This is a genomic window from Micromonospora sp. NPDC005979, assembly GCF_040614415.1.
Classification (GTDB): domain Bacteria; phylum Actinomycetota; class Actinomycetes; order Mycobacteriales; family Micromonosporaceae; genus Micromonospora.
Map to the genome: position 1 here is coordinate 103183 of NZ_JBEXUR010000014.1, position 20775 is coordinate 123957.

Below are 20775 nucleotides of genomic sequence, written 5' to 3' on the forward strand. Positions count from 1 at the left end.
GCTACCGGAGCTGTCGGAGTTGGCTCTTGTCGGGTTTGCCGCTGCCGGCGAGCGGAACCCGGTCGATGACCCTGACGGTGCGCGGCACCGCGAGGTCGCCCACCTGTGCGGCCACGAGCTTGCGCAACAGGTCCGGATCGGGTGTCCTCCCGGCCGCCGGCACCACGAACGCGTGCACCGCCTCGCCGGTCGTCTCGTCCGAATCGCCGACGACGTACGCCTCGGCGATCGTGGGGTCGGCGGCGAGCACCCGCTCCACCACTCCGGCGTGGACCAGCTGCGCGTTGACGATGATCACGTCCCGGGTGCGTCCGAGCAGCCGCAGGTAACCGTCGGCGTCGAACTCCCCCAGGTCACGGGTCCGTACCCAGCCGTCCACGAACACCTCGGCCGACTCGGCCGGGTCCTGCCAGTACGACGATGCCTGCGCCGGTGTGCGGACGTAGATCTCCCCGTCGCGAAGAGCGACCTCCACGGCCGGGCGGCCGACCGTGGCGAGGATGGCGGGGTCGGTGAGCATCTCGGCAGGGGTCGCCATCGCGATCATCGACGTCTCGGTCTGGCCGTAGCCGTGGAAGAGCACCGGACCCAGCACGTCGAGCGCCTCCGCCAGTCGGCCCGGCGCGAGGGGCGACCCGGAGACCATCAGCGCCCGCAGGTGACGCAGGTCCACCGGGTGGGCGCGCTGGTCCCGGATCAGCTGGTGCAGCTTGCCGACCGTGATCACGCTCGCCGAGGCCCGGTGCTCGACCAGGGCGTCCGGGAAGACCGGCCGGGGGGCCACGACGAGGGTGCCACCCGCCACGAGGGCGAGGATGCCGTACTCCAGCATCACCTGACTGGCCAGCGATCCGAAGACCAGGTAGCGCTGCATCCGGGTGGCCAGTTCGGCGATGGCCGGGGGCCACCGGTCCGGGTACGGGACCCAGGACGCCGACATGGCGGCGTAGGTCTGCACCACACCCTTCGGTGTTCCCGTGCTCCCACTGGTCCAGATGATCCGTGCGGGATCCTCGGGGCGTCCCGCCGCGACGAGTGGCAGCCCGTCGTCGGGATACTCGGCGAACGAGGCCAACCGGGTCGGGTCGACCACGAGGGAACCGGACAGTTGTGCGGGGCTCAGGTCGGCACGCCAGCCGGACACCCGCGCGCCCACGGCGAAGGCGGCAACCGTGGCGGCGAAGGCCACGGCGGTGACCGGCAGGTCGAGCGTGACCCCCACCCCGGGTCCCGCGCCGCACGAGCGCAGCCCGGCCGCGACGCGCCGGATCAGACCCGCCATCTCCGACGCGGTCGTGACGACCGGCCCGTCCTCGAAGACCGGCCGGTCCCCGCCGGCGCTCAGGAGGTCCAGGACGGGCTGCGGCCAGACGTCAGCGGGCATCGGCGAGGACACCCTTGACGAAGACCTCGAGGGGTTGCTGATGCACGGTCGGCAGGTTCCAGGTGTTCTCCAGGTTCTCCGCCAGGTGGTGCTCGGCGACGACCTGCCCGTCGCGCCACACCCGCACCACCGGGTGGAGGTAGGTGGCGTCCTGGGCGGCTGTCGCGTCGTTCTCGGCCGGGCGCGGCACGGTGATGTCGAACGGGTCGACGTGGTCGTGGTCGGGGCCGTACTCGAGGGTGATCACGAACGCGAACACGTCCGGCTCCGCGTCCCGCAGATAGGCGACCGGCACCTCCTCCCGGTAGCGGGCGGCCTCGCCCTGCACGGTGATGACGTCGCCGAGCACCGAGAACTGCTGCCACAGCGCCGAGGTCACGTTGATCCGGGTGATGATCGAGGCGGCGATCGCCTCCGGCGTCAGCGCGATCTGCCGGGACGGCCAGGGCTCACCGTGGTGCCGCTCGCGGATGATGTGGTGCAGTGCCCGGGTGGCGTAGCGGAAGCCGTGGATGAAGCCGTTCGTCGACTTCTTGAAGTCACGCTGCTGGCTGAGGGTGCCGGCGAAGTAGAGCCCGGGAACGTTCACCGACTCGAAGGCCGGGGTCTGCGCCGGGAACCGATCGTTGATGACCAGCTCCGGCCGGGCCGACTCGGCGAACAGCGACGCGTCGAAGCGGAACCCGGTGCAGAGGATGATCCGGTCGTACTCGAGTTCGCGCAGATTCTCGACCGTCCGGGCGTACCGGAAGAGCACCCGGTACCCGCCGCCCTCCCGTGGACTGATCCGCTCCACGGTGCCGTCCAGGACGGCGTTCTGCGACTTCAACTGATAGGTGTCCAGGAAGTTGTTGTTCACCGCGCGCAGGTGTCCGACGTAATGGGTCTGCCAGGCCAGCCTGATGGAGTGCGGTCCGGCGACGTGAATCGTCGCGGCGGTCTCGATCAGCGCGTCGGCGGTCTCGAACGCCGAGTTGCCCTTACCGACGATCAACACCCGCTGGTTGACGAAGTCGGCGGGGTCGACGGAGACGGTGTCGTAGCGCTCGGCCAACTCCACGCCCTCGATCGGCGGCACGTAGAGCTGGGAGACGCCGGTGGCGACGACGACTCTGCGGGCCTCGAAGACCTGGTCGCCGGCCCGCACCGTGAACACGTCACCGGTCTTCGACACCGCCGTCACCCGGGTGTCGTAACTGACGCGCAGACCCTGCGCGAAGTCGGCGAGATAACGCACCAGATCGTCAGCGGCGGGGAAGTAACGCGTGCTGTAGTTCTTGAACAACAGCGCCGGATCGTCGGACAGCAGCGAGTTCCAGTCCGACCGTAGATTGAACTCGGGGTCCTCCGAGCCGGTCCACACCTTGTTGATCGAGATCAACTGGCGGTGCCGGGGATAGGTCTCGAAGAACATGCCCGGACGGGGGCCGCCCTCCAGCACCACGTAGTCGTGACCGTCGCGCTCGAGCAGGGCCGCGAGCTGCAAACCCGCCGGCCCGGCTCCGATGATCAGGCAATCGTGCGTCATGCGGCGAAATGTACTGAGGCGATTTCAGAGCGCTCTGAGAAACTGTTTCTAGCATCCGCTTGCATGACGATTCAGGTGGATCTGGCAGCACCGCTGCACCCCGCCGACCTGCGCCTCGCGGCCGGCCCGGTCACGCTCGTGATCAGTGACGAGGTACGCAACCGGGTGACGACCGGCCGCACATTCCTCGGCAAGGCACTCGGTGACGACCGGGCGATCTATGGCGCCACCACCGGCTTCGGGGCGCTCGTGGGGTACGCGGGCCGAGCCGACCAACGCGACCAGGCCGACAACACCCTCGCCCACCTCGGCGCGGGTCAGGGACCCGACCTCGCCCCGGATGTCGTACGCGCGACGCTGCTGGTGCGCGCCTGGTCCCTGGCCCGGGGCGCGTCCGGGGTCTCGCCGCACGTGATCGACGCGCTCGCGGCCATGCTCGGCACGACGTTCACGCCGGCGATGCCCCGGCTCGGCTCGGTGGGCGCCAGCGGCGATCTGATCCCGCTCGGTGCCGCCGCCCAGGCGCTGCGCGGCCGTGGACACGCCTATGTGGACGGCGTACGGATGCCCGCCGGGGACGCACTGACGAAGGCCGGGCTGGAGCCGCTGCCGCTCGACGGCCGGGACGCGCTCGCGCTCGTCAACGGCACGTCGCTGACCACCGCGGCGCTGACCCTCGCCCTGGACCGGGTCCGCGCCGCGCACCGCGTGGTGCAGATGCTGACGTGCCTCCTCGCCGACCTGCTCGGCAGCGACCCGCAGTTCCTCGACCCCGCCCTACTGGCCGCCTACGGTCACTCCGGCGCCATCGACGTCGGCGCCGCGATGCGGGCGACCTGCGCCGGGCTGCGGCCGTCCGGCAGCAGACCCCTCCAGGAGCCGTACAGCATCCGCTGCGCGCCGCAGTTGCTCGGAGCGGCCGAGGACGCCCTACGCTATGTGGACGGCGTCGTGGCGGCCGACCTCGGCGGGGTGAGCGACAACCCGCTGTTCTTTCCGGACGACGACAAGGTCGTGCACGGCGGCAACTTCTTCGGCCAGCCCGCCGCCTTCGCCGCCGACGTCCTGTCCATGGTGATCGCCCAGATCGGCAACCTCGCCGAACGCCAGCTCGACCTGCTGGTGGATCCGGGTCGCAACGGCGGACTGCCGCCGATGCTCGCGGCGGGGCCGGGTCAGCAGCACGGGCTACAGGGCGTCCAGCTCGCGTCGACGGCGCTCATCACCGAGATCAGGCGGGACACCGTGCCCGCGAGCGCGCAGAGCCTCCCCACCAACCTGCACAACCAGGATGTCATCCCGCTCGGCACGCAGGCCGCGCTCCGCGCCCTGGACCAGGCTGAACTCCTGCGTCTGATCACCGGTTCGCTGGGGCTGGGGCTGCGCCAGGCGGTGCACGTGGGGGCACGCCGTCCCACTGCGGCGGGCTGCGACCGCGCTCTCCGGGCCCTGGAGGAGGCAATCGCCCCGATCGATCCGGATCGACCACTCGACGGTGACGTGCGAACAGTGGTCGCGATTCTGGAAAAGCTTGAAAAATCTCTGATTTCCCGCTCGTACGGTGAGCGCCGTGATGCTTGATTACCTGATCATCGGGGCTGGGCCGGCCGGTCTTCAGCTCGCGGCCCTGCTCGAGTCCGACGGCAAGCGCGACTATCTGGTGCTGGAGGGCGCCGACGGGCCGGGGGCCTTCTTCGCCACCTATCCGCGGCACCGGACACTCATCTCGATCAACAAGCCGCACACCGGCACGGACGATCCCGAACTGAACCTGCGGCTCGACTGGAACTCCCTCCTCACCGACGATCCGGCGCTGCTGTTCACGCAGTACACCGAGCGGTACTTCCCGGACGCCGACGTGATGGTGCGGTACCTCGCCGACTTCGCGGCGAAGACGGGCGTCAAGGTCAGGTACGGCACCCGGGTGACCCGCGTGTCCAAGCACGACGACGTCTTCACGGTCGAGGCCGGCGACCGGCGCTGGGAGGCCCGCGCGGTGATCGTCGCCACCGGCGTCTCGAAGACCTACGAGCCGGACATCGCCGGATTCGAGCTGGCCGAGGGGTACGACGTGATGAGCGTCGAGCCGCGTGACTATCTCGACCAGAAGGTCCTGATCATCGGCAAGGGCAACTCCGCCTTCGAGACCGCCGACAGCCTCATGGAGACCACGACACTGATCCACGTCGCGGGGCCCAGCCCGGTCCGGATGGCGTGGCGTACCCACTACGTCGGGCATCTGCGCGCGGTCAACAACAACTTCCTGGACACCTATCAGCTCAAGTCGGCGAACGCGATCCTCGACGGCACGATCAAGAGCATCGAGCGCGACGGTACGGGCTACAAGGTCACGTTCAGCTTCTCCCGGGTCAACGAGGTCGTGAAGGAGCTGCACTACGACCGGGTGCTGGCGTGTACGGGATTCCGATTCGACGACTCGATCTTCGATTCCTCGGCCCGACCCCAGCTCGCCATCTCCGACCGGTTCCCGGCACAGACCGAAGCGTGGGAGTCGGTGAACGTGCCGGGGCTGTTCTTCGCCGGAACGATCTCGCAGGTACGCGACTTCAAAAAGTCCACGAGCGGCTTCGTACACGGCTTCCGCTACGCCGTGCGCGCTCTGCACCGGATCCTCGCCCGCCGGTACGACGCCACGGAGTGGCCGTCGGACCAGCTCACCGCGGAGCCGGCGGCCATGACCGCGGCCGTCATCGAGAGAGTCAACCGCAGCTCGGCCCTGTGGCAGCAGTTCGGGTTCCTCGCCGACGTACTCACCGTCGCCGGAGACGAGGCCCGGTACCACGAGGAGGTGCCGGTGGACTACCTCGTGTCGACGGGCCTGCACACCGCCGACCACGAGTACGACCAGGCGTTCGTCGTCACGCTCGAGTACGGGCCCGACCACGACCAGGTGGACCCGTTCGACATCACCGTGTCCCGCATCGCCCAGGATTCCATCGGGCAGGCGCACGACGCGGCGTACCTGCACCCGGTGGTCCGTTACCGCCGCGAGGGCCAGTTGATCAGCACCCACCACCTCGCCGAGAACCTGGAGAACCGGTGGGATCGGCCCGACGTCCACGTTCGGCCGCTCGAGGAGTTCCTCCGGCGTTGCCTGTCCGGTGCCGAGGGCTGAGATGGACCCCGTCCACCAGGACTTCTTCGAGGGCGGCGCCGGGCGGGAGCGCACCCTGGCCGCCAACGAGGAGGCCTTCGCGCGACGGTGGCTCGTGCCACGGGTGCTCCGGGCGACCGGCGAGCGCGACCTGCGGACCACGGTGGCCGGTACGTCGCTGGCCGCACCGGTGCTTGTCGCTCCGACGGCCTTCCATCGACTCGCGCATCCCGAGGGCGAGGTGGCCACCGCGCGGGGGGCTGCGGCGGCCGGCACGGCGATGGTGGTGAGCATGGCCGCCACCCAGCCGGTCAAGGAGATCGCGGCGGCGGGCGGGACGCTGTGGTTCCAGCTGTACCCGCAACCCGACCTCGACTTCACGGAGTACGTGGTCAAGCGCGCCGAATCGGCGGGCTGCCAGGCGCTGGTGGTGACCGTGGACTCCCCGGTGTTCGGGCGACACGAGCGTGACCTGCGCAACGGCTTCACGGACCTGCCGCCCGGCTACGCCTGCGAGAACATGCGCGACGCGACGGGCCGGGTGCGTTCGATCGCGATGGACGCGACGGCGGGGTGGAACCGGATCGGGTGGCTGCGCGGTGTCACGGGACTACCGATCCTGCTCAAAGGAATCCTGCATCCCGCGGATGCCCGCCTCGCGGTCCAGCACGGTGCCGCCGGTGTGATCGTGTCCAACCACGGCGGACGACAGCTCGACGGGACGGTTCCCACGCTCGACGCTCTGCCCGCGGTGGTGGATGCCGTGCGAGGGCAGCTTCCGGTGCTGCTCGACGGGGGTGTGCGCGGCGGCACCGACGTGGTGATCGCGCTGGCGCTCGGGGCGCGGGCGGTACTGGTGGGGCGTCCGGTGGTGCGCGGGCTCGCGGCGGCCGGGTCGGTGGGCGTACGGGACGTGCTCGAACGAATCACCGGTGAGCTGGATCATGCCCTCGCCCTGGCCGGAGCGCGGCGACCGGCCGACCTGACGCCCGATCAGGTGGTGACCCGGTGAAGGCCGTGGTCGACCTCCGGGAGTGGATCTTCCAGCGGATCAACGGGAGCGAGGGCATCGCGGTGCCCGGGCCGCTCGTGGGGCCGGAGGACTTCGAGCGGGTCTACAGCCACCCGGCCGCCGACGGGCGCAGCCGCGGGGCGGCCCTGTCGGACCTCTTCTGGTACTGGCTCGCGCCCGGTCCACACATGCATCAGGAGCACCTGGAGCCCGGCGAGGCGTACAAGACGGTCGCGCGGACGACGCGTCAGGTGCTGGCCGTCCCCCACGCGCGCTCCGACGAGCTGGCGACGGCCGCGACCCGGCGGATCCTCGACGAACTCCCGACCGCCCGGACCAGTCACGTACGGCTACGGGACCTGATGATGCCCATCTGGGCCGAGGTCTCGTACGAGCTGGTGTTCGGCGCATCCTGCCCGCGCGAGGTGCGGGACCTCATCGTGGCGAACGCGGACGACGTGGTCACGGCGCTGAAGGGGATGAGTCTGCGGCACATGTCCCGGCGGGACCGCGTGACGCGCTACCTGCTGGACCGGATCGACGCGGGGACGTGCCCGGTCGTGTTGCCGCCGCCCTTCACCGCTCTGGAGACCGCCTGGTACCTCCAGGGCGCCTTCTTCAACACGGCCGTGGTGCAGATGTCGGAGGCCATGACACACATCCTGCTGTGCGCCCGGTCCGTCGAGGACACCTCGGACGACTCCCTCGATCGGATCATCGACGAGACGCTCCGCGTGTACCCGCTGTTCGGTATCGCACACCGGATCACCTCCGGACCCATCACCGTGGGAGATCACGCTCTCCCCACCGGATCGGTGCTGCTCTTCAACTACCGGGCCTACCAGCGCACCGGTCCCGCCGCCGACGACAAGTTCGACCCCGACCGTTGGCTGTCGTTGCGTCGGCAGGACGCGCACTTCATCCCGTACGGCGTGAACGCCAACCGGGCCTGTCCAGCGCGCGGCTCGGCACCGGTCCAGCTCCGCGCGGCGACCCGGGAGGTGCTGCGGCGCTTCTCGGTCGCGTCGTCGGCAGCGCACACCCGTTCGCTGCCCAGTCGTGGTCCGGCGTACCTGACGCCCCGGGGCCTTGCCGGGCCCGGCCGCAACCGGCTCGCTCTGATGCGGGAGCGCGACCGACTCTTCGACGTGGGCCGCTCGGTCAAGCAGCTGGCCTGCGGGACATGGATGGTCGTCGACGCCCGACGACAGAAGTTGTGCACCCGGTTCTTCGAGGAGGTCGGCTCGTGACGCCCACTCAACTCGCCCCGCGGTTCTTCATCGCGGTCGCGGTCATCTTGCTCTTCTGCAAGCTGGTCGCCTGGCTCCTCGGCAAGGTGGGCCAGCCCGCCGTCGTGAGCGAGATGCTCGCCGGGGTGCTGCTCGGCCCGTCGCTGCTCGGCCTGCTCTGGCCGGGCGCGCAGGCCACGCTCTTTCCCGCGCCGCTGCTGCCGATCCTGTACGTGGTCGGCCAGGTCGGGCTGGTGCTGTTCATGTTCCAGGCCGGGTACGCCTTCACCTCCCACCGGCTGAACAATCTCGCCGGCACGGCGGGCGCGGTGTCGCTCGCGGGTGTCACGGCACCGCTGGTGTTGGGCATCCTGCTGGTCCTGGGCGTGGCGGGCTCCGTACCGATCCGCGCGGACGACGTGTCGCTCGGTGTGTCCGCGGCGTTCGTCGGCGTGGCCCTGGCGATCACGGCCTTTCCGATGCTTGCCCGGATAATCACCGAGCGCGGCCAGACCGGTACCCGGCATGGGATGGTCGCCCTGGCGAGCGGCGCGATCGACGACATGGTCGCGTGGATCATGCTGGCGGTGGTGCTGGCGTTCGCCTCGGGCGAAGCCGGCCCGGCCGTGGTCACCGCGGGTGGCGCGGTGCTGTTCGGGGTGGCGCTGTGGCTGGGTGGGCGGCGGGTGACCGGCTACCTGATGGGGTTCCCGAGCGACCGCGCGCGGCTGCTCGGCACGGTGGCGCTGCTCTTCCTGGTCGCCTGGTACACCGACGAGATCGGGCTCTACGCGGTCTTCGGCGCCTTCGCGGTCGGGGTGGTGATGCCGCGCTCCGAGCAGACCGACAAGGTGGTCGACACGCTGTCGCCGATCGCCGCGACGGTGTTCCTGCCGCTGTTCTTCACCTACTCCGGGCTGCGCACCGAGTTCGCGCTGCTGGGCAATCCCGCCGTCCTCGGATTCGCCGCCGCGTGTGTGGCCGTGGCGATCGCCGGCAAGTACGGCGCCTGCTGGGCCGCGGCCCGGATGCGCGGTGAGCCGAACGGGGTCGCCCTGCGCGTCGGTGCCCTGATGAACGCCCGTGGCCTGATGCAGCTGATCGCGCTCAACGTGGGTCTGGAGGCGGGCATCGTCAACCCGTCGCTCTTCACGGTGCTGGTGCTGGTCGCGCTCATCACGACGCTGATGACGACACCGCTGCTGAGCTGGATCGAACGGCGCGAGACCCGCACTCGCGCCGTTGAACCCTCGCTCGTGACCGCCGGAACCCCGTAGATTGTTGTTTGCGACGACAAGTTTTCCGGAATATAGAGACATGTCGATGAGTCGGTGTCACTATCTACCCATGAACCGACTCCTGCTCGTCGAGGACGACTCGGAGCTACGCGGGATGGTGGCCGAGACGCTGACCGGCGAGGGATACCTCGTCGACCAGGCCCCCGACGGCCAGCGCGGTCTGCACCTGGGGCTCACCCGGCCGTACGACGTGATGGTGATCGACCGACGCCTGCCCGCCCTCGACGGGCTGGACCTGGTCGTCCGGCTGCGCTCCCGGGCGGTGGCCGCCCGGGCGCTGCTGCTGACCGCGCTCGGCACCGTCGAGGACCGGGTCGCCGGCCTCGACGCGGGCGCCGACGACTACCTCACGAAGCCCTTCGACCTGGACGAGCTGAGCGCCCGCATCCGGGCACTCTGCCGCCGGGTCACCGACTCCACCGAGGTGCTGCGATTCGGGTCGGGCCAGCTCGACCTCTCCGCGCGCGACGCCGTCCTGCCCGACGGCACCCGGATCGCCCTCTCCGCACGCGAGTTCGAGCTGCTCCGGGTGCTCGCGGCCCGGCCGCTCACCGTCCACTCCCGCTCCGAGCTGCGCAGCCGCGTCTTCGACGAGGCTGCCGCGGCGTCGCTGGTCGACACGTACGTCTACTACCTGCGTCGCAAGCTCGGCCGCTCGGTGATCCGGACCGTCCACGGTCTCGGCTACAAGCTGGGGACGCTGTGAGTTTCGAGGACACCATGCTGCGCCGGGCCAGGGCGCGGGTCAGCCTGCTCGTCGGACTCACGATGACGGCGCTGCTCGCCTTGGCCGCCGCCATCTCCTACGTCGCTCTGCTGCACAGCCAGCACGAACAGATCGAACGCGAGCTCAGCTACGGCGTGGTCCACGGCACCATCAACGGACCGCCGGCCTGCAGTTGGATCATCCTGTCCGACGGCGGCCGCATCGACCTGGGCCGGAACCCGCCCCCGCCGGGCTTCCCCCTGCGGTCCGCCATCGACGCGGCGGCCATCGACGGCCAGGTCCACAGCGACAAGATCGACCGCAACGGCACGACCTACTACGTCCGCACCCAGCCCCGCGGCACGGGAGTCGTGCAAGCGGTGTTCGACGCGCGTTTCCAGATCTCCGACCGGCGTCACCTGCTCGCCGCCTTCCTCCTCGCCGCGATCGTCGGCCTCGCCGCGGCAGCGCTCACGGGCATCGCCGTGGGCCGCCGAGCCGTGGCGCCGCTCGCCGAGGCGCTCGGCCGGCAACGCCGGTTCGTCGCCGACGCCAGCCACGAGTTGCGCACCCCCATCGCCCAGGTACACACCCGCGCCCAGATCCTGGCCCGCCGCGCCGGCGCCGACCGCGCCGACTACGACCGCCTGATCGAGACCACCGGCCGGCTCGGTGAGATCGTCGACGAGCTCCTGCTCTCTGCCCGCCTCGCCGCCACCCCGGTCGACCGCCACCCCTCCGAGCCCGTCAACCTGACCCTCCTCACCGCCCAGGCCGTCGACTGCGAGGCCGACCGCGCCGCGGAGCAGGGCGTCCAGCTGCACATGAGCGTCCCGGACACCCCGGTTCTCGTCTGCGGCATCGCCTCGGCCCTGCGCCGCATGGTCGGCGAACTGCTCGCCAACGCCCTCACCCACACCCCGAGGGGCGGTCGCATCGACGTCGCGCTGCACACCTCCCGTCGGAGCGCGGATCTGGTGGTCATGGACAGCGGAGCCGGCTTCGACCCCGCCGACGCGCCACACCTCTTCGACCGCTTCCACCGCGGCGCCGGGGCTGCGGACCGGCGCTTCGGTCTGGGCCTGGCTCTCCTCAAGGAGGTGGTCACCAGCCACGGCGGGACGATCTCCACCGACAGCCGGCCCGGCGCCGGGGCGACCTTCATCGTCCGGCTACCGACGGTTCCGCCCCGGGCTGCCCTGACCGCCTCGGTGGGCCGAGAGGCGCGACACGAAACAGGTCAGCGGCCTGACCGGTATTCCCGACCAAGCCGCTGACCTGCACAAACAAGGGTGGAGCCGAGGGGACTCGAACCCCTGACCCCCACACTGCCAGTGTGGTGCGCTACCAGCTGCGCCACGGCCCCTTGCTGTCGTCCCGGTCGCCCGGGCACTCGGAAACTATACACAGACCCGCCCGCATGGTCATCTCGCGGGGTCCCCACCCGGCCGGGTCAGTTCAGCGCCACGTCCGGCGGGAAGTGGGCGACGGCGGCCATCATCCCGCCCTGCCGGCGCAGCACCATCGGCCACAGGTCGTCGGGGCGGTCGACGAAGGCGTCGCCGGGCAGGGCGTCCAGCACGAACCAGGACCCGTCGGCGATCTCCTGCTCCAACTGGCCGCTGCCCCAGCCGGAGTAGCCGGCGAACACCCGGATGCCTCCGATGCTCTCCCGCAGCTTCTCCGGGTCGACGGAGAGGTCGATCGTGCCGACCGCCCCGGACACCTGGTGGAAACCCTTGAGCCGCCGTATCGGTTGCCGCATCCGGGCCAGGCAGATCGCCGAGTCGGGTTGCACCGGGCCGCCCTCGAAGAGGACCGCCGGGTGGCGAGCCAGGTCGCTCCAGTCGCCCAGCACCTCGGCCACCGGCACCTCGGTCGCCCGGTTCAGGACGACGCCGAGTGCGCCGCCCGGCTCGTGGGCGACCAGCAGCACCACCGTACGGTCGAAGTTCGGGTCCTTGAGCGCCGGAGTCGCGACCAGCAGCCGCCCGGTCATCAACTCCATCGCTCGTCCGCCGATCGCCTGGCCCTCTCCCTGCATCCCACCTACCCGTCAGCCGTGAGCCCGCACCCGGGTTCCGTCATCCGCCGCCTCCGCACGGTGCATCGGTGTCAGCCGCGCTGTCAACGCCATGCCTGGCACCATAGCCTGCGTCCCGGGCGCTGGCTAAGGTCTGAGCGGCGGGTGATCGGACAGTTGCGACGGAGGTTCCATGGCACCGACGGCGGACCTCGCGGTGATCGGCGGCTCGGGGTTGTACGCGCTCCTCGACGGCACCCCCCATGAGCTGGGCACCCCTTACGGTCCGCCGTCGGACGCGGTGACCATCGCGGAGGTGGCCGGGCGCCGGGTGGCGTTCCTGCCCCGGCACGGTTCCGACCACCGGTATCCGCCACACCGGATTCCGTACCGGGCCAACCTGTGGGCGCTGCGCTCGCTCGGCGTACGCCAGGTGTTGGCGCCGTGCGCGGTCGGCGGGCTGCGCCCGGAGCTGGGCCCGGGCACGTTCGTGGTGCCGGACCAGCTCGTCGACCGCACCAGCGGACGGGCGCAGACCTACTACGACGAGGGCGCGGTGCACGTGCCGTTCGCCGACCCGTACTGCCCGAAGGGCCGCCACGCCCTGCTCGCCGCGGCGGCCGGGCGGGACGTCACGGCGGTGGACGGCGGGACCGTGGTGGTGGTCGAGGGCCCCCGGTTCTCCACCCGTGCCGAGTCCCGCTGGTACGCGTCGATCGGCGGCACTGTCGTGAACATGACTGGCCATCCGGAGGCGGTGCTCGCCCGGGAGATGGCGCTCTGCTACTCCTCCATCGCGCTGATCACCGACCTGGACGCCGGGGTGCAGGCGGGCGAGACGGTGACCCAGGACGAGGTGTTCCGGGTGTTCGCCGCCAACACCGACCGACTGCGGGACGTGCTGCTGGACGCGTTGGCCGCGCTCCCCGCCGAGCAGGACTGCGCGTGTGGTCGGGCGTTGGACGGCATCAAACTGCCCTTCGCGCTCCCCTGAGCGCTCCCGGACGACCTCCCGGACGCCGGAAAAGCCCGAAAGGTCTGTCACATCCCGATAGATTCGGCTGATCGGGAGGGCGGCCCACGGTCGCCCCTGCGCGCGAGCGGAGGCAGGCGACGATGGCAACGGTCCGGGACGCGACGTACGACGTGCTCCGCACCCTGGGCATGACCACCGTCTTCGGTAACCCCGGCTCCACCGAGGAGCCGTTCCTGCAGGACTTCCCGGCCGACTTCCACTACGTCCACGCGCTGCACGAGGCCACGGCCGTGGCGATGGCCGACGGGTACGCCCAGGCCGCCGGCCGACCCGCGCACGTCAACCTGCACACCGCACCGGGCATGGGCAACGGCATGGGCAACCTGGTGACCGCCTGGCACAACAAGACGCCACTGATCGTCACCGCCGGTCAGCAGACCCGGGAGATGCTGCTGCTGGAGCCCCGGCTGACCAACCGAAGGGCCGTCGAACTGCCCGAGCCGTACGTCAAGTGGAGCTACGAGCCGGTCCGCGCGCAGGACATCCCGGCGGCGCTGCTGCGGGCGTACGCGACCGCCGTACAGCCCCCGGTCGGGCCGGTCTTCCTCTCCCTGCCGATGGACGACTGGGCCAAACCCGCCGAGACGCCGCCCGCGCCGCGCTCGGTGGCGACCCGCTTCGGGCCGGACCCGCAGCGGTTGGAGATGTTCGCCCGGGTGCTGGCCGACAGCCGCGACCCGGTCCTGGTGTTCGGCCCCGGCGTGGACCGCTCCGGCAGTTGGCCCGCGGCCGTCGCGCTGGCCGAGCGACTCGCCGCACCGGTCTGGTCGGCACCGGCACCGGAGCGGGCCGTCTTCCCGGAGGATCACCCGCAGTTCCGGGGGGTCCTGCCGTTCGCCATCGGGCCACTCGCCGAGGCGCTGCACGGGCACGACACCGTCCTGGTCGTCGGCGCCCCGGTGTTCCGCTACTACCCGCACGTGCCGGGCGACCACCTGCCGGAGGGCGCCCGGCTGCTGCACGTCACGGACGACCCGGACGAGGCCGCCCGAGCCCCGGTCGGGGACAGCCTGCTCGGCGACCCCGGACTGGCCCTCACCGCCCTGCTCGACCTGCTTCCGGCCGCCGGCCGGCAACCGCCGGCACCCCGGGCCGTCCCGCCGCCGCCGGAGGTCACCGTGCCGCTGAGCGCCGACGCGATGTTCGCCGCGCTGGCCGCGCACTGGCCGGCCGACGGCGTGCTGGTCCAGGAGTCACCGTCCAACCTGGCCGCGCTGCGCCGCAACCTGCGCATCACCCGACCCGCGTCGTACTTCACGATGGCCAGCGGCGGCCTCGGCTACGGCCTGCCGGCGGCGATCGGCGTGGCGCTGGCCGAGCGGGACACCGGGCGCGGTCGGCCGGTGGTCGCCGTGATCGGCGACGGCTCGTTCCACTACTCGGTGCAGGCGCTCTGGACCGCCGCGCGCCTGTCCCTGCCCGTCGTGGTCGTCGTCCCGATCAATCAGCAGTACGCGATCCTCAAGGCGTTCGCCGAGCTGAAGGACACTCCGGGGGTACCCGGGCTGGACCTGCCGGGCTTGGACGTCACGGCGATCGCGGCCGGCTATGGCTGCGCCACCGAGGTGGTGCGAACCCCCGACGAGTTCGGCGCGGCCCTCGCGGCCGGACTACGGGCCGGAGGTCCCACCGTGCTGCCGGTGCCGATTAGCACCGACGTGCCCACGATCCTCTGACCGGTGGACGGGGCCGTCGTCACCGTGCGGCGATCGACAGCGGAGCGCCGCTGACGACGTCCAGCACGGGCCGCGCCCCCAGCGGCGCGTCCAGGGTGACGGTGACCGGTTGCAGCTTGAGCATGGCGTTGCAGACGCCGGTGGCGCGGGTGACCGTGCCGCCGACCACGACCACGTCCGGCCGTTCCGACACCAGCGGGGTGATGCCCGTGTCACAGGAGCCGACGCCCAGGTGGACGGTCAGCCGTGCGCCGTCCACCGCCACGAGGTCCGGTGCGGCGACCACGCCGTCCGGTGGCGGCTGCGTCGGTGGGGACACCGAGGGGACCGGTGTGACCGCCGTCGGCGCGACGGCGAGCCGGGCCACCGGGGTGGCCAACTCCTCCACCGTGAACAGCCACGCCGGGACCTGCGCCTCGCCCCGACTCGTACGGACGGGCACGGTGCCGAGGGTCACCCCGGTGACGGTCAGCGGGAGGCAGGCCGTCTGCGTCGTGCTGGTGGCCCAACCGTCCGGTCCGGGCTCGACCGTGGGACCGCCGGGGGTCGGTAGTCCGGGCCGCTTCGGCCGTCCCGGGCAGGGCAGCGGGTCACCCTGGGCGAGCTGCCGGTACGCCTCGGCGGCGCTGATGAGCGGCAGGGTCAACCGGCCGTCCGGAAAACGGATCTCGCCGCCACTGACACCGGTCGACGGGATGGCGACCTGCGCGCGGTACCAGCCGGACCGGAAGGCCGTCTCGGTGTCCGGGGTGAAACGCGGATCACCGGTGAGCACGGTCGGTCCCTGGAGGGGGACGTACCCGTCACGCCAGCCGGGACCGGGCCGCCAGGCCGCGGCGACGGCGGCGGCCCGGTCGTCGAACGCACGATGGGCCGACGTGGTGGGACCGCGACCGGGCGCGGGGTCGGCGACGGGCGCGGCGCACGCCGCCATGGACAGCAGGGGCAGGACGAGCAGCAGGACCGGTCGACGCATGACGGGTTCGACGGTGCCGACGTGGCGTCGGTTCCGGTGTCGGCTCAGGTCTCGCGCTGGCTGTCGCCTCAGCGGTTGCCGTCGGCCAGTCGGCGCAGTTCGGCGGCGACGGCGCGATTGTCGGGCGCGGCGTCCGGTCCAGCCACCGAGAACGCGTCGGCCAGGGCGCGCAGCTCGGACGGCGGCAGGACGGGCAGACCCATGCCCCGCAGCGGGATCGTGGCCCGCTGCCCGCCGACTCGATCGGTGACGACGAGGGCAGACAGACCACCACGGCCCTCCGGGTCGCGGTACGACGCGGGGTCGACGCGGGCCGTGGCGAGATCGACGGTACGGCTGCGAACCGCACCTCGTACCAGCACCCGGGTGCCGTCCAACCAGGCGGCCGTCCGCAGCACCCGCAGCACGAGGTAGATGCCGAGCAGCACGAACGGGAGCCCGCACAGCCCGAGGAGGAGTCCGGGTTGCTCCGCACCGCTGGCGGACTCCCGCAGCGCGGGCGGCCGCATTCCCGGCGGCAGGTCGCGGGCCTCCTCGTAGGAGGCGAACCCGTCACCCGGGCCGGTGAGGCGACGCAACAGCCCACCCGCGAGCACCGGCCCCAGCACGAAGGCCGCACCGACACCCGCGACGAGCATCCCCGTCACCACCGCGAGCGTACGGTGACCGGCTGAGGCGCCGACCGACAGGCGCAGTCCCTGGTTCGTCACAGCGGCAGCGTAGGCGGCGGCGAACCACTCGTCACATACGACGATGCGCCCCGGCCGGTGGCCGGGGCGCATCGCTTCGAGGTGGTGGAGGTGCCGGGAATCGAACCCGGGTCCTTCGCCGGTTTGTCAGGGCTTCTCCGAGCGCAGCTCGCTGTGCCTCTACTCGGCCCCACCGCTCACGCGAGCAAGTTGGTGTGACGGGCCCAGTCGCTGATTGATCTCGCCGCACGGACCCCGCGACCGGGTCCGATTGGCCAGCCTTCTAGCTGATGCCGGCTACTGGGACGAAGGCGTTCCCAGGCCGACAGACTTAGCTACTCGCCTCAGGCGGCGAGAGCGAAGTCAGCGCGATTGTTCTTGGCGCTTATAAGTTTCCGACGACCGATTCTCGAGACGACGTCGGCTTCCTCGGCTCGCTTCCCCTGTCGCTGCGTACGAAGTCGAAACCAGTCACCCCCTCGACAGGCCACCTTGTGGCGGCACTGACAAGACTAACGCCTGCCGCAACGGCTTTCATCCCGAGGCCCGGTCCGGCACGCCGATCCGGACAAACGGGATGAATCAGTCGTCCATCCCCTTGCCGCGCCGACCGGACACCCGGGCGATCTCCCGGTCCGCGTCGCGCTTGGCGAGATCCTGGCGCTTGTCGTACGACTTCTTGCCCTTGGCCAGGGCGATCTCCACCTTGGCCCAGCCGTCGGAGAAGTAGACCTGCAACGGGACGATGGTCAGACCCCCCTCGCGGGTCTTGCCGACCAGCTTGTCGATCTCACCACGGTTGAGCAGCAGCTTGCGGGTACGCCGGGGCTCGTGGTTGGTCCAGGTGCCCTGGGTGTACTCCGGGATGTGCATCGCGTGCAGGTACAGCTCGCCGTCGCGCTCCTGGGCGAACGCGTCCACCAGCGACGCCCGCCCGGCCCGCAGCGACTTGACCTCGGTGCCGGTCAGCGCCATGCCCGCCTCGTACGTGTCGAGGATCGCGTAGTCGTGGCGCGCCTTCTTGTTGGAGGCGACCACCTTGCGCCCCTTCTCCCGTGGCATCGGCGCCACCCCCTCTCCCTGGTTGATCCGACTGCGGGTCACCCCGGCCGGACAACCGATCATGCTACCGGAGTAACAAGGACCCTCCCGCGCCGTTTATTTCCGGCGGCGGGAGGGTCCCTGTCAAAAGGCAAAACCTGACTAGACCCGCAGGTAGAAGCGCAGGGTGATCCAGGCGGTGGCGGCGCTGACCAGACCACCGACGAAGGCCATCAGCGGGAAGATGACCAGGATGTCGCCCCAGCTGATCGGCGACAGCAGACCCTGCAACGCCTTGAGTGACCCGTCGAAGAGCAGATATTTCGCTGCCACCAGGGCCACCAGACCGAGCAGTGCGCCGATCAGACCGGCTACCACGGCCTCCAGCACGAACGGCGCCTGGATGAACCAGTTGGACGCGCCGACCAGCTTCATGACCGCCACCTCGCGCCGCTTGCTGTACGCGGCGACCTGGATGGTGTTGGCCACCAGGAGCAGCGCGGCGATCGCCATCACGACCGCGGCGGCCAGGGCGATGTTCTGGATCGCGGTGAGGACGTCGAAGATCTTGTCCAGGAGCCGGCTCTGGTCGACGATCTCGTCGACGCCCTCGGTCTCCTTGTACTGGTCGTAGATGTTCTTGTACTGCTCCGGGTTCTTCAGCTTGAGCCGGAAGGACTCCGGAAGCTGATCCGGCTTGACCGCGTTCACCAGGTCCGGCGCGTCCTGGTACATCTCCTGGAACTTCTTGTACGCCTCGTCCTTGTTGACGTAGATGACGTCCTTGACCAGGGGGTCGTTCTTCAGCTTGTCGTTCAGGTCGGTGCGCTGCTGCTCGCTCACCTCCTGGGTCAGGAAGATCGAGACCTCGATGTTCTTGTAATAGAGGTCCTTCATGTCGTCAACCTGGCGGTACATCAGACCGCTGGCACCGAGCATGGTCAGCGAGACCGCCATCGTGATGATCATCGCGACGGTCATGGTCACGTTGCGCCACAGTCCGACCAGTACCTCGGACAGGACGTATTTCACGCGCATCGGGATTTCCTCCGGGTCTCCGGCATGAGGTGTTCGTCGTCAGGCTGCGAAAGGGGTGAAGCGCCGGCTCACCCGTAGACGCCGCGGGCCTGGTCACGCACGATGCGACCGCTCTCGATCTCGATGACGCGGCGGCGCATCTGGTTCACGATGTTGGAGTCGTGGGTGACCATCACGACGGTCGTGCCGGTGCGGTTGATCCGGTCCAGCAGACGCATGATCTCGATCGAGGTGTCCGGGTCCAGGTTTCCGGTCGGCTCGTCCGCCAGCAGGATCAGCGGACGGTTCACGAACGCCCGGGCGACGGCGACCCGCTGCTGCTCACCACCGGAGAGCTCGTGCGGATAGCGGTGCTCCTTGCCACCGAGCCCCACCAGCTCCAGCACCTCCGGCACGACCCGGCGGGCAACCGCCTTGGTCTTGCCGATCACCTCGAGAGCGAACGCCACGTTCTCGTAGGCGGTGCGGTTCGGCAGCAGCCGGAAGTCCTGGAAGACGCAGCCGATCGAACGCCGGAAGTGGGGTCGCTTCCAGGAGCGCATCGACGTGACGTCCTTGCTGTTGACGATGACGCGTCCCTTGTTGGGGGTCACCTCGTGCAGCAGCATCTTGATGATCGTGGACTTGCCGGAGCCGGATGGACCGATGAAGAAGACGAACTCGCCCTTCTCGATCGAGACGGACACGTTGTCGAGCGAAGGCCGGGACGCCTTCGGGTACGTCTTCGTCACTTGCTCAAGCTGAATCACGGGTCGTGAGTCTACGCGGTGTAACAACTGAGCCAAGCCCCACGCCCCGCCGATGGGGCGCGCGTCGTCGAATCAGGCTCTCACCTGGAGATCGATGACGCGCTCCGCCCACGCATCGTCACGCACTGTCGCTGGCGAGCTGCCGCTGCTTACGCCAACGGATACCGGCCTCGATGAAACCGTCCAGCTCGCCATCGAAGACGGCGCTCGGATTGCCGGTCTCCTGCTCGGTTCGGAGATCCTTCACCATCTGATACGGGTGCAGGACGTACGAGCGCATCTGGTCGCCCCACGAGCCGGCGGCGTTCTCCTTGAGGCCCTCCAGCTTGGCCTGTTCCTCCTGGCGCTTGCGCTCCAGCAGCCGCGCCTGGAGGACCCGCAGCGCGGAGGCCTTGTTCTGCAGCTGGGACTTCTCGTTCTGACAGGTCACCACGATGCCGGTGGGGATGTGGGTGAGTCGGACCGCCGAGTCGGTGGTGTTGACGCTCTGCCCACCCGGGCCCGAGGAACGGTAGACGTCGGTCCGGACCTCGTTCTCCGGGATGTCGATGTGGTCGGTCTGCTCGGTGACCGGCAGCACCTCGACGCCCGCGAAGCTGGTCTGCCGGCGGCCCTGGTTGTCGAACGGGCTGATCCGGACCAGCCGGTGGGTGCCCGACTCGACGCTGAGCGTGCCGTAGGCGTAGGGCACCTTGACGGCGAAGGTGGCCGACTTCAGGCCCGCCTCCTCGGCGTACGAGGTCTCGTAGACCTCCGTCGGGTAGCCGTGCCGCTCAGCCCAGCGCAGGTACATCCGCAGCAGCATCTCGGCGAAGTCCGCCGCGTCCACACCGCCCGCGCCGGCCCGGATGGCGACCAGCGCCTCCCGGGAGTCGTACTCGCCGGAGAGCAGGGTGCGGACCTCCATCTCCTGGATGGCCTTGGTCAGGCCGGTGATCTCCGCCTCGACCTCGGTCAGCACACCCGGGTCGGACTCGGCCTCGGCCAACTCCAGCAGCACCCGGGCGTCGTCGAGCTGGGAGCGCAGACTGCCCAGCTTGCTGATCTCGCCATTGACGTACGACAGCTGCGAGGTCACCTGCTGAGCCTTGGCCTGGTCGTCCCACAGGTCGGGGGCGGACGCCTCCTGCTCCAGGCGGGCCTTGTCCTCGTGCAGCCGGTCCAGATTGAGGACGGCCTCGATGTTGCGCAGGGTCGCGTCGAGTTCCTTGAGCTGTTCGGCGTAATCGGCAGCGGTCACGACAGACAAGCGTACTGCGCGGACGAGGAGTGAGC

General features: G+C 70.2%; 18 protein-coding genes, 1 tRNA gene and 1 other RNA gene. 9 read left to right on the forward strand and 11 right to left on the reverse strand.

Annotation, left to right across the window (positions count from 1 at the left end):
• Window position 1 precedes the first annotated feature (1 nt).
• Both ABZ272_RS23055 and ABZ272_RS23060 read right to left on the reverse strand, forming a co-directional pair.
• Window positions 2-1384 carry a fatty acid--CoA ligase family protein gene (locus ABZ272_RS23055; RefSeq protein ID WP_355051988.1) on the reverse strand — a complete coding sequence of 461 codons (1383 nt, stop codon included), beginning with the start codon at window positions 1382-1384 and terminating at the stop codon, window positions 2-4.
• Window positions 1374-2912, reverse strand: coding sequence for an NAD(P)-binding domain-containing protein (locus ABZ272_RS23060; protein WP_355051989.1), 1539 nt, complete (start codon window positions 2910-2912; stop codon window positions 1374-1376). Before ABZ272_RS23060 ends, ABZ272_RS23055 begins: the two co-directional genes overlap by 11 nt.
• Before the next feature lie 63 nt (window positions 2913-2975).
• Here ABZ272_RS23060 and ABZ272_RS23065 point away from each other — a divergent pair, with 63 nt between their 5' ends.
• The 7 genes from ABZ272_RS23065 (at window position 2976) to ABZ272_RS23095 (ending at window position 11549) form a co-directional block, all read left to right on the forward strand.
• Window positions 2976-4493, forward strand: coding sequence for an aromatic amino acid ammonia-lyase (locus ABZ272_RS23065; protein WP_355051990.1), 1518 nt, complete (start codon window positions 2976-2978; stop codon window positions 4491-4493).
• Window positions 4486-6048 carry an FAD-dependent oxidoreductase gene (locus ABZ272_RS23070; protein ID WP_355052040.1) on the forward strand — a complete coding sequence of 521 codons (1563 nt, stop codon included), beginning with the start codon at window positions 4486-4488 and terminating at the stop codon, window positions 6046-6048. Before ABZ272_RS23065 ends, ABZ272_RS23070 begins: the two co-directional genes overlap by 8 nt.
• A 1-nt stretch (window position 6049) precedes the next feature.
• Window positions 6050-7039 (forward strand): alpha-hydroxy acid oxidase, encoded by a 990-nt coding sequence (locus ABZ272_RS23075; RefSeq protein ID WP_355051991.1) that lies wholly within the window; start codon window positions 6050-6052, stop codon window positions 7037-7039.
• Window positions 7036-8289 carry a cytochrome P450 gene (locus ABZ272_RS23080; RefSeq protein ID WP_355051992.1) on the forward strand — a complete coding sequence of 418 codons (1254 nt, stop codon included), beginning with the start codon at window positions 7036-7038 and terminating at the stop codon, window positions 8287-8289. Before ABZ272_RS23075 ends, ABZ272_RS23080 begins: the two co-directional genes overlap by 4 nt.
• On the forward strand, window positions 8286-9545 hold the full coding sequence (locus tag ABZ272_RS23085; protein ID WP_355051993.1) for a cation:proton antiporter: 1260 nt from the start codon (window positions 8286-8288) through the stop codon (window positions 9543-9545). Before ABZ272_RS23080 ends, ABZ272_RS23085 begins: the two co-directional genes overlap by 4 nt.
• A gap of 70 nt (window positions 9546-9615) precedes the next feature.
• Window positions 9616-10272: a response regulator transcription factor gene (locus ABZ272_RS23090; protein WP_355051994.1), complete on the forward strand. Its 657-nt coding sequence runs from the start codon at window positions 9616-9618 to the stop codon at window positions 10270-10272.
• Window positions 10269-11549, forward strand: a complete 1281-nt coding sequence (locus ABZ272_RS23095; protein WP_355051995.1) for a HAMP domain-containing sensor histidine kinase — start codon at window positions 10269-10271, stop codon at window positions 11547-11549. The genes ABZ272_RS23090 and ABZ272_RS23095 overlap by 4 nt, the downstream gene beginning before the upstream one ends.
• A gap of 16 nt (window positions 11550-11565) precedes the next feature.
• Here ABZ272_RS23095 and ABZ272_RS23100 read toward each other — a convergent pair.
• Together ABZ272_RS23100 and ABZ272_RS23105 are read right to left on the reverse strand one after the other, a co-directional pair.
• A tRNA-Ala gene (locus ABZ272_RS23100) sits at window positions 11566-11638 on the reverse strand.
• 87 nt (window positions 11639-11725) lie between these two features.
• Entirely contained in the window at window positions 11726-12316 is a 591-nt protein-coding gene (locus ABZ272_RS23105) for a YqgE/AlgH family protein (protein WP_355051996.1), read from the reverse strand.
• 172 nt (window positions 12317-12488) lie between these two features.
• Here ABZ272_RS23105 and ABZ272_RS23110 point away from each other — a divergent pair, with 172 nt between their 5' ends.
• Together ABZ272_RS23110 and mdlC are read left to right on the forward strand one after the other, a co-directional pair.
• A complete protein-coding gene (locus ABZ272_RS23110) occupies window positions 12489-13289 on the forward strand; it encodes an S-methyl-5'-thioadenosine phosphorylase (RefSeq protein WP_355051997.1) in 801 nt (266 codons plus the stop codon).
• 122 nt (window positions 13290-13411) lie between these two features.
• Window positions 13412-15007, forward strand: a complete 1596-nt coding sequence (mdlC, locus tag ABZ272_RS23115) for a benzoylformate decarboxylase (RefSeq protein ID WP_355051998.1) — start codon at window positions 13412-13414, stop codon at window positions 15005-15007.
• Window positions 15008-15026: 19 nt separating this feature from the next.
• Here the strand turns inward: mdlC and ABZ272_RS23120 are convergent, their stop codons facing one another.
• From ABZ272_RS23120 to prfB, 7 genes are all read right to left on the reverse strand, one after another.
• Entirely contained in the window at window positions 15027-15983 is a 957-nt protein-coding gene (locus ABZ272_RS23120; RefSeq protein WP_355051999.1) for a hypothetical protein, read from the reverse strand.
• A 68-nt stretch (window positions 15984-16051) separates the two neighbouring features.
• A complete protein-coding gene (locus tag ABZ272_RS23125; protein ID WP_355052000.1) occupies window positions 16052-16693 on the reverse strand; it encodes a hypothetical protein in 642 nt (213 codons plus the stop codon).
• Between the two features lie 82 nt (window positions 16694-16775).
• Window positions 16776-17151: a transfer-messenger RNA gene (gene ssrA, locus ABZ272_RS23130) on the reverse strand.
• Between the two features lie 103 nt (window positions 17152-17254).
• Window positions 17255-17734 (reverse strand): SsrA-binding protein SmpB, encoded by a 480-nt coding sequence (gene smpB / locus ABZ272_RS23135; RefSeq protein ID WP_124775313.1) that lies wholly within the window; start codon window positions 17732-17734, stop codon window positions 17255-17257.
• 141 nt (window positions 17735-17875) lie between these two features.
• Window positions 17876-18751 (reverse strand): permease-like cell division protein FtsX, encoded by an 876-nt coding sequence (gene ftsX / locus ABZ272_RS23140; protein WP_355052001.1) that lies wholly within the window; start codon window positions 18749-18751, stop codon window positions 17876-17878.
• A 68-nt stretch (window positions 18752-18819) separates the two neighbouring features.
• Window positions 18820-19500 (reverse strand): cell division ATP-binding protein FtsE, encoded by a 681-nt coding sequence (gene ftsE, locus ABZ272_RS23145; protein WP_007455859.1) that lies wholly within the window; start codon window positions 19498-19500, stop codon window positions 18820-18822.
• A 118-nt stretch (window positions 19501-19618) separates the two neighbouring features.
• Window positions 19619-20740, reverse strand: a complete 1122-nt coding sequence (gene prfB, locus ABZ272_RS23150; protein WP_355052002.1) for a peptide chain release factor 2 — start codon at window positions 20738-20740, stop codon at window positions 19619-19621.
• Window positions 20741-20775: the final 35 nt, after the last annotated feature.

Excerpts from the sequence above, each read along its gene's own strand:
- ABZ272_RS23120 (WP_355051999.1), bottom strand. The coding sequence starts at position 15,983 with ATGCGTCGACCGGTCCTGCTGCTCGTCCTGCCCCTGCTGTCCATGGCG.
- smpB (WP_124775313.1), bottom strand. The coding sequence starts at position 17,734 with ATGCCACGGGAGAAGGGGCGCAAGGTGGTCGCCTCCAACAAGAAGGCG.
- ftsX (WP_355052001.1), bottom strand. The coding sequence starts at position 18,751 with ATGCGCGTGAAATACGTCCTGTCCGAGGTACTGGTCGGACTGTGGCGC.
- ABZ272_RS23060 (WP_355051989.1), bottom strand. The coding sequence starts at position 2,912 with ATGACGCACGATTGCCTGATCATCGGAGCCGGGCCGGCGGGTTTGCAG.
- ABZ272_RS23065 (WP_355051990.1), top strand. The coding sequence starts at position 2,976 with ATGACGATTCAGGTGGATCTGGCAGCACCGCTGCACCCCGCCGACCTG.
- ABZ272_RS23105 (WP_355051996.1), bottom strand. The coding sequence starts at position 12,316 with ATGCAGGGAGAGGGCCAGGCGATCGGCGGACGAGCGATGGAGTTGATG.
- ABZ272_RS23090 (WP_355051994.1), top strand. The coding sequence starts at position 9,616 with ATGAACCGACTCCTGCTCGTCGAGGACGACTCGGAGCTACGCGGGATG.
- mdlC (WP_355051998.1), top strand. The coding sequence starts at position 13,412 with ATGGCAACGGTCCGGGACGCGACGTACGACGTGCTCCGCACCCTGGGC.
- ABZ272_RS23055 (WP_355051988.1), bottom strand. The coding sequence starts at position 1,384 with ATGCCCGCTGACGTCTGGCCGCAGCCCGTCCTGGACCTCCTGAGCGCC.
- ABZ272_RS23070 (WP_355052040.1), top strand. The coding sequence starts at position 4,486 with ATGCTTGATTACCTGATCATCGGGGCTGGGCCGGCCGGTCTTCAGCTC.
- ABZ272_RS23075 (WP_355051991.1), top strand. The coding sequence starts at position 6,050 with ATGGACCCCGTCCACCAGGACTTCTTCGAGGGCGGCGCCGGGCGGGAG.
- ABZ272_RS23110 (WP_355051997.1), top strand. The coding sequence starts at position 12,489 with ATGGCACCGACGGCGGACCTCGCGGTGATCGGCGGCTCGGGGTTGTAC.